This is a genomic window from Fructilactobacillus cliffordii (assembly GCF_024029355.1).
GTDB classification, from domain to species: domain Bacteria; phylum Bacillota; class Bacilli; order Lactobacillales; family Lactobacillaceae; genus Fructilactobacillus; species Fructilactobacillus cliffordii.
In genome coordinates this window covers 233,666-246,704 of the sequence record NZ_CP097117.1, presented here as the reverse complement: position 1 = coordinate 246,704, position 13,039 = coordinate 233,666, and the positions used below count along the sequence as shown (strand labels likewise).

Below are 13,039 nucleotides of genomic sequence, written 5' to 3'. Positions count from 1 at the left end.
GTGAGAAAATGACCAAGACTGATTGGCAAAATGATCCGGAATACTTAAGCTGTGTGCAAGATTTGTTGGAAGCGCCCGCGGTGCAAAAACTGGCAAATTATACCCAGCATCACCACTCAACACGCTTAAAACATTGTATATACGTTTCTTATGAAAGTTATCGAATTGCCAAACGAATGAATCTGGACTACCGAGCGGCCGCTCGAGGGGGCTTGTTGCACGACTTGTTTTATTACGATTGGCGGACAACTAAGTTTTCGGTAGGAAGTCATGCCTTTATTCATCCCCGGGTGGCGTTAAGAAATGCTAAAAAAATTACGCAGTTGACTCCTAAGGAAGAAGACATCATTTTGAAGCACATGTGGGGGCTAACTTTGGCCCGGCCTAAGTACAAGGAAAGTGTCATTGTATCTTTGGTGGACGATTATGCGGCGGTTAATGAATTTATGACACCACTGGAAAGTAAAGTAAAAAAAGCTTTGAAAAAATAATTGAGTAAGGAGGCCCTTTCGATGGGAAAAAGACGAATGAGGGACGAAACCTGTTTATGTGCTAGCTTTCAGGAAGCATTCCAAATTTTAGGGCGCAAGTGGAACGGAATGATTATTCAATCTTTATTGGTGAGTGGACCACTCCGGTTTGGGGAATTGGCCTTAAAAGTTCCTGATTGTAGTGATCGGGTTTTAACGGCCCGGTTAAAGGAATTACAGGGCTATGACATTGTCACTAGAAAGACTAGTGATGATTCAGCATTGATTTTGTATGATTTAACACCCAAGGGACAAGATTTACGTCCGGTCATGGAAGCTACGCATGCGTGGGCGGATAAATGGTGTAATGGTAACGATGAGGCTTGACCCGATGCTCAGAATGATTTATATTTTTAGTAACTACGATAGTCAAAGAGGTAGTAAGTTTCTACTGTGACAGAGAGATCACGGAGGCTGAAAGTGATCAAAGAAACCGAATTCGCTTGTGGCTGTAGGCATCATGCTGAAAAATGTCCGACTGATGATCGTTATCCATCAAATGAGTGCGTAGGTAAACCTACGAATTTGGGTGGTAACGCGAAGCTTCGTCCCGGTCTGGGGCGGAGCTTTTTTTCTGGACAAAATTAAAGGAGGATTTCCATGAGTTTGCAAACGGAATTAGAAACGATTAAGGACAATGGTTTGCAGCAGATCGAGGCTGCGACGGATCAAAAGGAATTAAACCAAATTAAGGTGCAACTTCTGGGGAAAAAAGGCTCAATTACCCAAACGCTCCGGGGGATTGCCAAGTTACCCGTCGAAGAACGGCCGACGGCGGGAAGCTTAGCTAACCAGATTCGGGATGAATTAACTACGGCGCTAGAAACGAAGCTATCGGCCTTAGAAACGGCGGCCTTGAATCAAAAATTAGCTGCAGAAAAGATTGATGTCACCTTGCCCGGAGACCAAATTCCCTTTGGTCATCCCCACGTGATTCAAAAGATCATTGATGAAATTGAAGATATTTTCATCGGCATGGGGTATCAAGTTTTAAGTGGTCCAGAAGTCGAAGAAGAACACTATAACTTTGAGATGATGAACTTACCGAAGGATCATCCTGCTCGTGACATGCAGGATACGTTCTACATCACTAAGGAAATTTTAATGCGAACCCACACCTCACCCATGCAGGCGCGGGCATTAGAAACACATGACTTTAGCCAAGGACCCCTAAAGATGATTTCTCCTGGAGTCGTATTCCGGCGGGACACTGATGATCCGACTCATTCGCATCAATTTCACCAAGTAGAAGGAATTGTGATTGATAAGCACATTACGATGGCTGATTTAAAGGGAACGTTGGCTGCCATGACCCATGCGCTCTTTGGGGATAAATTTCAAGTACGGTTACGCCCCAGTTATTTTCCATTTACCGAACCATCTGTGGAAGCTGACATCACGTGTATGAATTGTGGCGGCAAGGGTTGTGCCGTTTGCAAGGGATCTGGTTGGATTGAAGTACTGGGGGCCGGAATGGTTCATCCGAACGTTTTAAAAATGGCTGGCGTTAATCCACACGAATATGGCGGCTTTGCCTTTGGAGTGGGTCCCGATCGGTTTGCAATGCTGAAATATGGTGTCAACGATATTCGGGATTTCTACTTAAACAACCTGAAATTTTTGACGCAATTTGACTAACAGGAGGATGAAGAATGTTACTTTCGTATGATTGGTTAAGCCAGTACCTGAAGCTCAAACTTGATCCAGAATCACTAGGAGAAAAGATTGAACGGACCTCGGTTGAGGTAGATTCGGTTACGAAACGAAGTACGGGTTTGAAAAAGTTAATCGTCGGCCAGATTTTATCCATAGAAAAACACCCAGATGCTGGTCACTTGAACATTTGTCAGGTGGATGTAGGTGCAGCGGAACCACAACAAATCGTGTGTGGAGCTCCAAACGTTGAAGTCGGCAAGAAGGTCATTGTGGCCATGCCTGGGGCTCGGGTAGCCGGAAACGTGAAGATTAAAAAGGCAAAAATGCGTGGGGTTAAGTCTGACGGCATGATTTGTGCCTTAGATGAAATTGGATTTCCCAAGGACGTGGTTCCCGACGAATGGAAGGACGGAATTTACTTCTTACCCGATGATGCTAAGTTAGGGGATGAAGTTTACGACTACTTGGGAATGAACGATCCCATGTTAGACCTAGATGTAACGCCCAATCGTGGTGACATGTTAAGTATGCGCGGGGTTGTCTACGATTTGGCGGCCGTGTTGGATCAAAAACCGGACTTTACGGTGCAACCAGAAGCAGCAACAGGTCAGGAGAGCAGTGCTGACGTGATTGCTGCTACTGCTGACGATCAACTAGCTAGTCAGTATCACTTACAAGTGGTCAAAAACGTGCAAGTCCATCCGAGTCCCCTCTGGTTACAAATTCGGCTCTGGAACGCTGGAATTAAGCCAATTAATAACGTGGTGGACGTTACGAACTACGTGATGCTATTCCTGGGACAACCATTACACGCTTATGATTTAAGTCAATTACCAGCGGCTAACTTAGAAGTTAGACGGGCTCGTCCGGGGGAAAAAATCACCACGCTGGATGAAGCTGAACGTGAACTAAACGACCAAGACGTGGTAATCACTAGCGGTGACCAACCAGTCGCATTAGCCGGGTTAATGGGAGGTGATTCGACTCGGGTTACCAACGAGACCACTACGATTGTCTTAGAAGCCGGAGTATTTGATTCCGTATTGACTCGGAAAATGGCCCAAAAAGAGAATCTGCACACGGATGCATCCCAACGCTTTGAACGGGGCGTTGATCACGGCGATGTCATTACGGCTCTTAATTATGCAGCGGGAATGATTCAATCTCTAGCTGACGGGCAGGCTAGCCAGGGGGTAGTTACCGGAAGTCAGGCACCGGTGAACGAACGGGTGATTAAAATTACGGCGGACCGGATTAATCACGTGCTGGGCACCGATTTGAGTGCAGCCACGATTAACGAAATCTTTACCCGGTTGGGATTTGGCGTGGTCGATAACCACGGTGAATTTACTGTTACCATTCCGACGCGCTGCTGGGACTTACAAATTGATGCTGATTTAATTGAAGAAGTGGCCCGGATTTATGGCTACGACAATATTCCAGAAACCTTGCCAGTGACCCAAACAACTGAAGGGGGATTAACCTCGAAACAACATGCCATGCGGAAATCACGGCAAACGTTACAGGGCATGGGACTTAATCATGCCATTTCTTACTCACTGACGACGCCCGAAAAGGCTGCCATGTTCATGTTACAGCAGAGTTTTTCTACTGACTTGCAATGGCCAATGACTAAGGATCACTCGGTGCTCCGGATGAACCTGGTCAGTGGCTTACTGGACGATGTTACTTACAACCAAGCTCGCGGAGTGGAAAACGTTTCCCTGTATGAACAAGGTCGGGTATTCTACAAGGATCAGGAAGATCAGATTCGACCGACCGAAGTGGAACACGTTGCCGGAGCCATTTCTGGTACCATGCCCATCGCTAGTTGGAACCAACAGGTTCGTCCGGTTGATTTCTTCCTATTAAAGGGAATTGTTGCTCAATACTTGCAAACCTTGTCACTCCAAGGAACAATTACGTACGAATCAACGGAGCAGTTAGCGCAAATGCACCCTGGTCGGACAGCCTTGATCAAACTAGATGATGAAGTTATTGGTTTTCTCGGTCAGGTTCATCCCAACACTACTAAGCAGTTTAAGGTGAAACCGACTTATGTTTTTGAGTTAGATTTTGATCGGCTAATGACTGCACCTAAGCACGAAGCGCAATATCAAGTGGTGAGCTCCTTACCAGGAATTAAGCGTGATATCGCCATGTTAGTTGCTGATGATGTCACAAACAAACAAATTGAAACCATTATTTGGAAACGTGGGGGAGCCTACTTGCATACTGTAACGCTATTTGATGTTTACGTTGGCGAACACGTTCCGGCAGGTAAGAAGTCTTTGGCATATACATTAAGTTTTGAAAATCCACAAGAAACGTTGCAGGACGACGTGGTGAACCAAGCTATGGCTAAAGTTGAGCAACATTTACAAGCAGAACTCAATGCAGAAATCAGATAAGCAGAAAGGCTGAACAGACTGATGGTAATTAAGCAAAAACGGCCCGTGATTATTGGAGTTACAGGTGGTTCTAGTAGCGGGAAAACGACGGTAAGTCGGGCAATTTTACAACGTCTCCTAGGTCATTCCATTTCCATTATTCAACAAGATTCGTATTACAAAGATCAGGCTGAGATGAGCATGGCCGACCGAAAAAAGGTCAATTATGACCATCCGGATGCCTTTGATAACGATTTACTGGTCGATCAACTCCAGCGGTTATTGAACTACGAAACAATCGAAAAACCAGTTTATGATTATTCCCAATTTACGCGGAGCAATAAAACAGAACGCCAAGAACCCACTGACGTGATTATTCTGGAGGGAATTTTAACGCTCAATGATTCCCGGTTACGTGATTTAATGGACATTAAGGTGTTTGTGGATACGGATGACGATATTCGGTTAATCAGACGGATTCAGCGGGATACGGAAGAACGGGGACGTTCCTTGGATTCAATTATTCAACAATACCTGGGAACAGTGCGTCCGATGTACCAACAATTTGTGGAACCTTCGAAGCGGTACGCAGATATCATTATTCCGCGTGGAGGTAAAAATAACGTTGCCATTGATTTGCTGGCCACTAAAATTAAAGCAATTTTAGGGACGGATGACGAAGGTCCCTTACTGGCTGAGTAACTTTTTATTTGCTAATGAACGAGGTTCGTGATAAATTCTAAGTTGACTAAAATAATTGAGGTGGAACAATGGCTGAAGATAAAGTATATCCAATGACCAAAGAGGGGAAAGTGAAACTTGAAGCTGAGTTAGAAGATTTAAAGACTAACCAGCGTCCCCACGTAATTGAACAAATTAAAATTGCGCGAAGCTATGGTGATTTGTCCGAAAATTCTGAGTACAAATCAGCTAAAAATGAACAAGCATTATTGGAAAGTCGGATTAACACGGTTGAACACATGCTCCAATTTGCAGAAGTGGTTGATGAAGAACAAACTGCTAGTGATGAAGTGAGTGTGGGAAAAACGGTTGAATTTAAGGAACTTCCAGATGAAGAACCAGAAACTTACCAAATTGTTGGGGCAGCTGAAGCAGATCCGTTGTCTGGTAAAGTTTCCAACGATTCACCAATTGCCAAGGGCTTGTTAGGACACAAGGTGGGTGAAGAGGTTGACATCGAAATTCCTGACGGAGTAATGCACGTTCAAATTATTTCCGTTCAATAATGACCAAGTAAGAAGACTCGCAAAGGTTTGCCTTTCGCGAGTTTTTTTCTTGTGAGTAAGATTTAAGCTAACTTTAAGAATAATCAGATTGCGGTTAATTCGTGATAATGTGATAATGTGAATAGTTGTCTTCGGAGGCAATTACTGATTTATGAAAATACAAAATGAAGAGGAGCAACATCGTGGGTAATTTCTTTGGTAGATTTTTCAAGAAAAAAACACGAACTAAACGACAAGAAACTGGCAATAAGCGAATTCCTTTCCGATTGAATTTGATTTTTCTGTTGGTTGGGGCCTTGTTTGCGGTTTTAATTTGGAAATTAGCAGATTTACAGTTGATTCAAGGTAATTACTTTAAGTCAGCAGTCAATAAAAATAATAGCTCCACCGTGTACGGAAACGTACAACGGGGCATGATTTATGATTCCACCGGAAAATTATTGGTTGGTAATAAAACAGAACGGGCGATTACTTATACTCGAGGACCAAAAGTGACGGTCAATGACATGTATCAAGTGGCCACTAAATTGAGTAAAATTGTCAAAGTTCCTACTAATAAACTAACAAAGAAGCAGATGGCACAGTACTATTTAGCTAGTACTGAACATCAAACCCAGATGGCCAAGCAGGTTCCGAATGCTCAAAATCTTAATCCGGACCAAAAGGTGGAAGCAGAACTAAAAATTGCTCAAAAGAATCCGCCATACCAAGAAACTACTCAGTTTAAAAACGCGGCTGCCATTTATATTTCTATGAGTGGGGCTTACCGGTTAACGACGACCTACGTGAAGTATGACAACGTTAGCAATCAAGAGATTGCTCAGGTGGGAGAACATGCGCAGGAGCTTCCGGGCGTTCAAGTTGGAACTAATTGGACGCGTGAGTATCCAAACGGGAAAGAAATTCAGTCCATTACAGGAACAGTTACCTCTAACCAAGTTGGTCTACCTGATAGTCGAATGAATCAGTTACTATCACAAGGCTATTCCCAGAATGAGGCAGCTGGAAACAACAGCTTGGAAGAACAATATGAACCAGTTTTACGGGGATCAAAGTCACAAACTGACATTAAGTTAAATAGTGATGATCAAATTGTTAAGGCGGTTAAAAAGTATCCCGGTCGGCGTGGCGACAACCTCCAGCTTTCCATTAATGGTAAATTCCAAAAGGAATTGCAGGATATGGTGAAAAAAGCTCAACCAGGTGGAAATGCGACTGGAACTTATGCCGTCGTAATGAATCCTAATACAGGAGCAATTATCGGTATGGCCGGGGTCAGCCGCAATCCTAAAACCGGGAAGGTTACGCAGAATGATCTAGGGGTAATGAATAGTTCGATTACCATGGGTTCGGTAGTTAAAGGTGCTACGGTTTATGGAGCATTACGGAGTAAAGTAATTACGCCTGAAAGCAGCACTTTGACTGACATGCCAATTAAAAATGGAGGAACTACGAAGAGTTCCTGGTTTAACAAGACGGGAGCCGCTAACATTGCATTAAATGCTTCGGATGCGTTAGAAGTTTCTTCTAACTCGTACATGATGCAATTAGCCATGAAAGAAGCTGGATATCACTATGTTGAAGGGGCTCCTTTGAACATGAATCCTAACATTTTTAACATCGAGCGGGGTTACTTTAACCAGTTTGGACTCGGAGTTAAAACCGGAATTGACTTACCAAATGAAACGACCGGGATTGAAGGACCAGGCGGATTTGCAAACATCGGGAAGGCGCTTGATGAATCTTTCGGTAACTATGACGGCTACACGACTTTACAAGTTGCTCAATATATGTCGACCATTGCAAACGGTGGGTACCGGGTACGTCCACACGTGGTTGAAAATGTGCGAAGTACGAACGGTAAAACAGGAAAACTAGGAGCAGTTCGTGAAACCATTATGCCGCAGGTTTTAAATACGGTTCCAATGAGTACCGATGAAAGCCGTGTAATTAAGCAAGGACTCTACCAAGTGGTTCATGGTCACAATAAGTACAAGACCGGTGGCGCCCTAGCTGACATTAAACCGGAGATTTCGGCTAAGACGGGGACGGCGCAAACCTTCTATAACGGTCAGGAAACAACGACCCTGAGTTTGGCTTCGTATGCTCCATCAGATCACCCACAAGTGGTTGTGGCCTTAGCGATGACCAACTTACCGAATGATGCTCAAAGCAATAACATTGATTTAGCGAAAAACATTTATCAAGCTTACTGGAAAGACGTACAACACAACGATAATTAGCGTCAAGTAGAAATACTTAACGTTTATTTGATTAATTGGTAGAAATTAATCTGAAAAGATGGTAGACTAGTATTTGTTATATTTGATAAATCTAAAAAGCATTGTTTGGAGGTATTTAACATGCGTGTACACATCACTTTAGAATGTACTGAATGCCACGAACGCAATTACTTAACATCTAAAAATCGTCGTAATAACCCCGACCGTTTAGAATTAGAAAAGTATTGCCCACGTGAAAGAAAAGTTACATTACATCGGGAAACAAAATAAGATTTTGGGCTGAGGCCCAAAATCTTTTTTATTAACTGGGAAGAAAAATGAAAACAGAAATTAGAACTGAAGTGATGCAAAGACTAGCAAACCAATCAGCTGGTCCTCACCGGTTTCAAAATTTATACCAACGTCTCTTCGCAACTCCAGAATGGCTGAATGCTCAGACTGTAGCAGTAACAATGAGTATGGATCACGAAATTCCTACGCAACCAATCATTAACGTGGCGCAACAATTAGGGAAAACGGTTGTAATCCCGCGAACTTTTCCCGGACGACGCATGCGCTTTTATCCGCTAACAGTCCATACTCAGTTGGTAAAAACCCACTTTGGCGTGATTGAACCAACGAACGGGGAACCAGTGCAGGCAGATGAAATTGATTTAATGATTGTACCAGGCGTTGCCTTTTGTACTACCAACCACCAGCGGATTGGATATGGCGGTGGTTTCTATGATCGTTTCCTAGCTGATTTTTCAGGAGCAACGCTTGCCTTGGTACAAAAGGAGCAGTTACTGGAGACTCCCTGGGAAACGGATCCCTTTGATGTTCCAGTGCAGCAATTACTAGTGGAGGATGCCGATGAGTAAACTACGTAATCAGCCAATCGTAACGTGGACTTTAATCGTGGTGATGACATTGGTATTTATTGCCATGACTTTGGCCGGTGGAACGACCAACTTAACCACCCTGGTTCAATTTGGAGGTGAAGTTAATCAGCTAGTCCGTGCCGGTCAATGGTGGCGGTTGGTTACTCCGATCTTTATCCACATTGGTTGGCAACATTTGACCCTTAATTTATTGACTTTGTATTTCTTGGGCCGAATTTTAGAAGGAATTTTTGGTCACTGGCGGTTCTTAGCCCTTTTTTTAGGTTCTGGAATCGTAGGGAATCTATTTAGTTTTGGCTTTGGTAGCGACGGGAGCGTTTCCGCCGGATGTAGTACTTCCTTATTTGGCTTGTTTGGGGCCTTTTTAATGTTAGGACTGACTTTACCGCAAAATCAGTGGTTTAAACAAACAGCCCAGTCGTTTTTATTGTTAATTATCATTAACTTGGTTTCTGATTTATTTTTACCTACTATCGATATTTGGGGCCATGTAGGTGGCCTCGTGGGTGGTTTTTGTGGTAGCTTTACAGTTGGTCTGTCCCAACCAAAATTATTGTCAAAAAAAGTACGATTTATTTATGCAAACGTTTTAATTATTGTTATAATAGCCTTGTGGATCATTGGATTTAATCATTAAGGCATAGTTATAACCAATGAGGTGACCAATGATGAAAAATCTATATGATGTTCAACAGCTCTTAAAGCGATTTGGAATCTACGTCTACGTTGGTAAGCGAATTTGGGATATTGAAGTAATGGCCTTAGAGTTGGATCACTTGTACGAAGCACAAGTGATTTCTCGGTCAGATTTTATGGCTGCTAAGTTGGTTTTGAAACACGAGCATCGAATTGAGGCAACCAAAGAACAACAGACAACTGGAGGATTAGAAGATGGCAAAGAACTTAATTGGAATTGATTTAGGTGGAACGACCACGAAAATGGCCTTTTTAAATCAACAAGGTGAAATTCTTGAAAAATGGCGGATTTTAACCGACATTAGTGATAACGGAAGCCACATCGTTGATAACATCATCAAGTCAATTCAACAACATATTGAAGACTCAGGAAAGACAAACGCCGATTTTATTGGAATTGGAATGGGAACTCCCGGAACGGTTGATCGTGAAAACGGCACGGTTTCTGAAGCTTACAACTTGAATTGGGCTAAAATGCAACCAGTGCGCCAAAAGATTCAAGAAGGCTTAGGTTTACCATTTGATTTAGATAACGATGCGAACGTTGCTTCGCTAGGTGAATATTGGAAGGGTGCCGGAAGTCTGGAAGAAGACGTGGTCTTTGTAACCTTGGGAACTGGAGTTGGTGGTGGTGTGATTGCCAATGGAAAGTTACTCCACGGGGTTAACGGTGGTGCGGGTGAAATTGGTCACATCGCGGTTCAGCCAAATGGGTACCAATGTACTTGTGGTAAAAAAGGTTGTCTAGAAACTTATGCTTCCGCTACTGGAATCGTGCGGGTTGCTGCTGACATGGCTAAGGAATTTCATGGAACTTCTCGGTTAGCCGAATTAGAACAAACTGATGAAAAGATTACTTCAAAGTTGATTTTCTATTTGGCTGATAATGGTGATATCCTAGCTAACCAAGTGGTTGACCGGATTTGTTTCTACCTTGGATTAGCATTATCAGACATTGGTAATACTTTGAATCCCGCTAGCATCGTCATTGGTGGGGGAGTTTCTAATGCCGGTAATACCCTCTTACAACCAACGACGAAGTACTTCCAAGAAAACGCCTTCCCATCCATTCGCGACTCAACCAAGTTGAAGTTAGCTGAACTAGGTAACGACGCTGGGGTAATTGGAGCTGCTTCCATGGCCTTACAATTTAGATAGGCTGGAGTGACGATTTATGATTGTTGCAAGTGGATTTGCCTCATCGTTATTAATGATTTTAATTGCGATTTTGTTGGTAATCGTGGTTATTGCGGGAGTACGTTATTGGCGGATTTTTCAGGTTAAGAAATATACTAAGTTCTTATCTGAGGATCAGTTTCAAGCTGGAATTCGTCAAGCCCAAGTAATTGATCTTCGCGAAGCGCAAAGCTTTGAAACTGGTCATATCCTGGGAGCACGTAACATTCCATATGCTTCCTTAAAGATTTCATATCAACAACTTCGTCCTGATTTACCGGTTTATCTGTATGATCAAACCAAGGTTTTAAGTGTCCAGGCCGCGAAGTTCCTACATAAGCAGGGATTTCAAAAGTTAGCCATCTTAAATGAAGGTTATCAGAAGTGGGACGGTAAAGTTAAAAAAGGTTAATTTAAAAACACTAGGTAAAATTTTACCTAGTGTTTTTGTTTGCTCTAATTGAATAACAAAAAAGCACTTCTCCATATGAGAAGTGCTCCGGCTAATTAACCTAAGTGAGAAGATCCGGCTTTGCGCATAACCTTTTTCCGGTTTTCGTCAGCTTTTTCTTCTTGTTTTTCGATTGGTTCAACGACCGTCTTTTTAAATGAGAATAATGCTCCGGCAGCAATCCCTAACATCGTGATTACACCAGTAGCAAATCCTTTTCCAAATTTGTTCATTCTAAGGGCCTCCTCGTGATAACTGTTCTTTCCTTGTCTATTATGCTCGAATTGCGGTAAGATATCCAGTGTTAAAACCAAATAAAGTGAGAAGAAAATGAAGCCAAAAGTATTAGCGGTCGTTGGACCCACTGCCGTGGGAAAAAGTGATTTAGCGCTTTCCCTCGCCCAGAAATTTAACGGAGAGATTATTTCGGGAGACTCCATGCAGGTGTATCGCCATTTAGACATTGGAACTGCCAAGGTTTCTCCCACAGAACAAGCTTTGGTTCCGCATCACCTAATTGACATCCTAACCGTTCAGGAACGATACGGAGTGCAACAATTTGTTAGTGATTGTCAGGCGTTAATTGTAGGGATTCACCAGCGGGGGAAACTTCCAATTATCGCTGGTGGAACTGGATACTATCTAAAGGCCCTCTTACAAGGATTACAACTTGGGGGTCACAACAGTTCCAGTGCTGAGGTTCGTTCCCAGTTAGAAGCAGAGTTAGCGGAAGTCGGTCCAGAAGAACTCTGGCACCAACTGCAATTAATTGATGCCATTGCGGCTGCTAAGATTGATGCGCATAATAGCCGGCGAGTGATGAGAGCGTTAGAGATTTATCGCGTGACTGGCAAGTTGCCGAGTGACCAGCAAAACCATCCACATCCATATGATGCCTATCTAATTGGTTTAAATTGTGAGCGATCGCTACTGTATCAACGAATTAATCAGCGGGTGGAACTGATGATGCAAGTGGGACTGTTATCTGAAAACGAATGGTTACGAAAGCAGGGACCAAATCTACCGGCTTTAAAGGGCATTGGCTATCGTGAATTTACGCCGTACTTTGCCGGAGAACAAGATTTAGCGACAACTGTGAGTGAGATTCAAAAAGACTCGCGCCATTATGCTAAACGGCAGTTAACCTGGTTTCGGAATCAGATGGACGTTCACTGGTACAATTTAGTGGAACGCAAAGAACAAATCACTGAAATTGAACAAGCAGTACAGAGGTGGAGGAACACAGATGAGCTTTAAAACCATGCAAACAGAGACTTTGAGCTATTACCAACAATTAGACGTGCAAAAACAGTTAATTTGGACGCAGCCACGGCACCAAATGGCCGCATTAGTTAGTTTGGATGTTCAGTTGGCTAGCCTGGCCCAGGCCACGGGATTAGAGACAGGAGTCGTAGCAAATCCAAGTTTGCAACCCAAGTCGCAACAATTAGGCCAAGTAGTGCGATGCTTACGCAGTTTCTTTCTCTTTGCTAATTTAATGAACTGGAACCAAGTTTGTCAGACAGAAGCGGACGAGCTTGAAAAGTTGCAGCAGTTAGATATCGATGACCAGTCTAAAAAAGCAACTCTCTATTTGATGTTAAAACGGATGCTGTTAACCAGTTATTATAAAAAGCGGCAAGCGGCCTTTCAACACGCCTGGATGCTATTTTTGAAGTGGGCACTAGTTGATTGCGGCTTTACGGTGGACCAGCTGGAAGCTGAGTTTAAACAACAATTACAAGCGTTACAGGAGCAAATTTAAGGCT

Annotated in this window: 16 protein-coding genes; 15 read left to right on the top strand and 1 reads right to left on the bottom strand. The window is 43.2% G+C overall.

All coding sequences use genetic code 11. The annotated features are described in order from the left end of the window. Positions 1 to 8 precede the first annotated feature (8 nt). The 13 genes from M3M38_RS01230 to M3M38_RS01170 all read left to right on the top strand — a co-directional run bounded on the left by M3M38_RS01230 (position 9) and on the right by M3M38_RS01170 (position 11,231). The gene (locus M3M38_RS01230) at positions 9 to 491 is read left to right on the top strand and encodes an HD domain-containing protein (protein WP_252814418.1); all 483 of its coding nucleotides are present in this window, start codon (positions 9 to 11) and stop codon (positions 489 to 491) included. Between the two features lie 21 nt (positions 492 to 512). Beyond that, positions 513 to 857 carry a winged helix-turn-helix transcriptional regulator gene (locus M3M38_RS01225; protein ID WP_252767274.1) on the top strand — a complete coding sequence of 115 codons (345 nt, stop codon included), beginning with the start codon at positions 513 to 515 and terminating at the stop codon, positions 855 to 857. Positions 858 to 1,130: 273 nt separating this feature from the next. Beyond that, positions 1,131 to 2,168, top strand: coding sequence for a phenylalanine--tRNA ligase subunit alpha (gene pheS / locus M3M38_RS01220; RefSeq protein ID WP_274705789.1), 1,038 nt, complete (start codon positions 1,131 to 1,133; stop codon positions 2,166 to 2,168). A gap of 14 nt (positions 2,169 to 2,182) precedes the next feature. Further along, the gene (gene pheT, locus M3M38_RS01215) at positions 2,183 to 4,597 is read left to right on the top strand and encodes a phenylalanine--tRNA ligase subunit beta (RefSeq protein ID WP_252814416.1); all 2,415 of its coding nucleotides are present in this window, start codon (positions 2,183 to 2,185) and stop codon (positions 4,595 to 4,597) included. Positions 4,598 to 4,618: 21 nt separating this feature from the next. Beyond that, positions 4,619 to 5,278 (top strand): uridine kinase, encoded by a 660-nt coding sequence (gene udk, locus M3M38_RS01210; RefSeq protein ID WP_252814414.1) that lies wholly within the window; start codon positions 4,619 to 4,621, stop codon positions 5,276 to 5,278. A gap of 68 nt (positions 5,279 to 5,346) precedes the next feature. Further along, positions 5,347 to 5,823: a transcription elongation factor GreA gene (gene greA / locus M3M38_RS01205; protein WP_252767270.1), complete on the top strand. Its 477-nt coding sequence runs from the start codon at positions 5,347 to 5,349 to the stop codon at positions 5,821 to 5,823. 182 nt (positions 5,824 to 6,005) lie between these two features. Continuing rightward, complete coding sequence (locus M3M38_RS01200) at positions 6,006 to 8,066, top strand: peptidoglycan D,D-transpeptidase FtsI family protein (protein WP_252814413.1); 2,061 nt, start codon at positions 6,006 to 6,008, stop codon at positions 8,064 to 8,066. Positions 8,067 to 8,186: 120 nt separating this feature from the next. Further along, positions 8,187 to 8,336 (top strand): 50S ribosomal protein L33, encoded by a 150-nt coding sequence (gene rpmG / locus M3M38_RS01195; RefSeq protein ID WP_252750162.1) that lies wholly within the window; start codon positions 8,187 to 8,189, stop codon positions 8,334 to 8,336. Between the two features lie 47 nt (positions 8,337 to 8,383). After that, entirely contained in the window at positions 8,384 to 8,926 is a 543-nt protein-coding gene (locus M3M38_RS01190; protein WP_252814411.1) for a 5-formyltetrahydrofolate cyclo-ligase, read from the top strand. Beyond that, positions 8,919 to 9,584, top strand: coding sequence for a rhomboid family intramembrane serine protease (locus tag M3M38_RS01185; RefSeq protein ID WP_252814409.1), 666 nt, complete (start codon positions 8,919 to 8,921; stop codon positions 9,582 to 9,584). Before M3M38_RS01190 ends, M3M38_RS01185 begins: the two co-directional genes overlap by 8 nt. 31 nt (positions 9,585 to 9,615) lie before the next feature. Next, positions 9,616 to 9,864 carry a YqgQ family protein gene (locus tag M3M38_RS01180; protein ID WP_252814847.1) on the top strand — a complete coding sequence of 83 codons (249 nt, stop codon included), beginning with the start codon at positions 9,616 to 9,618 and terminating at the stop codon, positions 9,862 to 9,864. Then, entirely contained in the window at positions 9,839 to 10,801 is a 963-nt protein-coding gene (locus tag M3M38_RS01175; protein WP_252767266.1) for an ROK family glucokinase, read from the top strand. The genes M3M38_RS01180 and M3M38_RS01175 overlap by 26 nt, the downstream gene beginning before the upstream one ends. Before the next feature lie 16 nt (positions 10,802 to 10,817). Then, complete coding sequence (locus tag M3M38_RS01170) at positions 10,818 to 11,231, top strand: rhodanese-like domain-containing protein (protein WP_252767265.1); 414 nt, start codon at positions 10,818 to 10,820, stop codon at positions 11,229 to 11,231. Positions 11,232 to 11,326: 95 nt separating this feature from the next. Here the strand turns inward: M3M38_RS01170 and M3M38_RS01165 are convergent, their stop codons facing one another. After that, positions 11,327 to 11,503: a DUF3042 family protein gene (locus M3M38_RS01165; protein ID WP_252767264.1), complete on the bottom strand. Its 177-nt coding sequence runs from the start codon at positions 11,501 to 11,503 to the stop codon at positions 11,327 to 11,329. A gap of 97 nt (positions 11,504 to 11,600) precedes the next feature. On the opposite strand from M3M38_RS01165, the gene miaA reads away from it, so the two are divergent. After that, positions 11,601 to 12,527 (top strand): tRNA (adenosine(37)-N6)-dimethylallyltransferase MiaA, encoded by a 927-nt coding sequence (gene miaA, locus M3M38_RS01160; protein WP_252814408.1) that lies wholly within the window; start codon positions 11,601 to 11,603, stop codon positions 12,525 to 12,527. After that, positions 12,517 to 13,035: a hypothetical protein gene (locus tag M3M38_RS01155; protein WP_252814406.1), complete on the top strand. Its 519-nt coding sequence runs from the start codon at positions 12,517 to 12,519 to the stop codon at positions 13,033 to 13,035. The genes miaA and M3M38_RS01155 overlap by 11 nt, the downstream gene beginning before the upstream one ends. Positions 13,036 to 13,039 lie beyond the last annotated feature (4 nt).

Coding starts and splice junctions, on each gene's coding strand:
- M3M38_RS01185 (WP_252814409.1), top strand. CDS start 8,919: ATGAGTAAACTACGTAATCAGCCAATCGTAACGTGGACTTTAATCGTG.
- rpmG (WP_252750162.1), top strand. CDS start 8,187: ATGCGTGTACACATCACTTTAGAATGTACTGAATGCCACGAACGCAAT.
- M3M38_RS01155 (WP_252814406.1), top strand. CDS start 12,517: ATGAGCTTTAAAACCATGCAAACAGAGACTTTGAGCTATTACCAACAA.
- M3M38_RS01190 (WP_252814411.1), top strand. CDS start 8,384: ATGAAAACAGAAATTAGAACTGAAGTGATGCAAAGACTAGCAAACCAA.
- M3M38_RS01225 (WP_252767274.1), top strand. CDS start 513: ATGGGAAAAAGACGAATGAGGGACGAAACCTGTTTATGTGCTAGCTTT.
- pheT (WP_252814416.1), top strand. CDS start 2,183: ATGTTACTTTCGTATGATTGGTTAAGCCAGTACCTGAAGCTCAAACTT.
- udk (WP_252814414.1), top strand. CDS start 4,619: ATGGTAATTAAGCAAAAACGGCCCGTGATTATTGGAGTTACAGGTGGT.
- M3M38_RS01180 (WP_252814847.1), top strand. CDS start 9,616: ATGAAAAATCTATATGATGTTCAACAGCTCTTAAAGCGATTTGGAATC.
- M3M38_RS01165 (WP_252767264.1), bottom strand. CDS start 11,503: ATGAACAAATTTGGAAAAGGATTTGCTACTGGTGTAATCACGATGTTA.
- M3M38_RS01175 (WP_252767266.1), top strand. CDS start 9,839: ATGGCAAAGAACTTAATTGGAATTGATTTAGGTGGAACGACCACGAAA.
- pheS (WP_274705789.1), top strand. CDS start 1,131: ATGAGTTTGCAAACGGAATTAGAAACGATTAAGGACAATGGTTTGCAG.
- M3M38_RS01230 (WP_252814418.1), top strand. CDS start 9: ATGACCAAGACTGATTGGCAAAATGATCCGGAATACTTAAGCTGTGTG.
- M3M38_RS01170 (WP_252767265.1), top strand. CDS start 10,818: ATGATTGTTGCAAGTGGATTTGCCTCATCGTTATTAATGATTTTAATT.
- greA (WP_252767270.1), top strand. CDS start 5,347: ATGGCTGAAGATAAAGTATATCCAATGACCAAAGAGGGGAAAGTGAAA.
- miaA (WP_252814408.1), top strand. CDS start 11,601: ATGAAGCCAAAAGTATTAGCGGTCGTTGGACCCACTGCCGTGGGAAAA.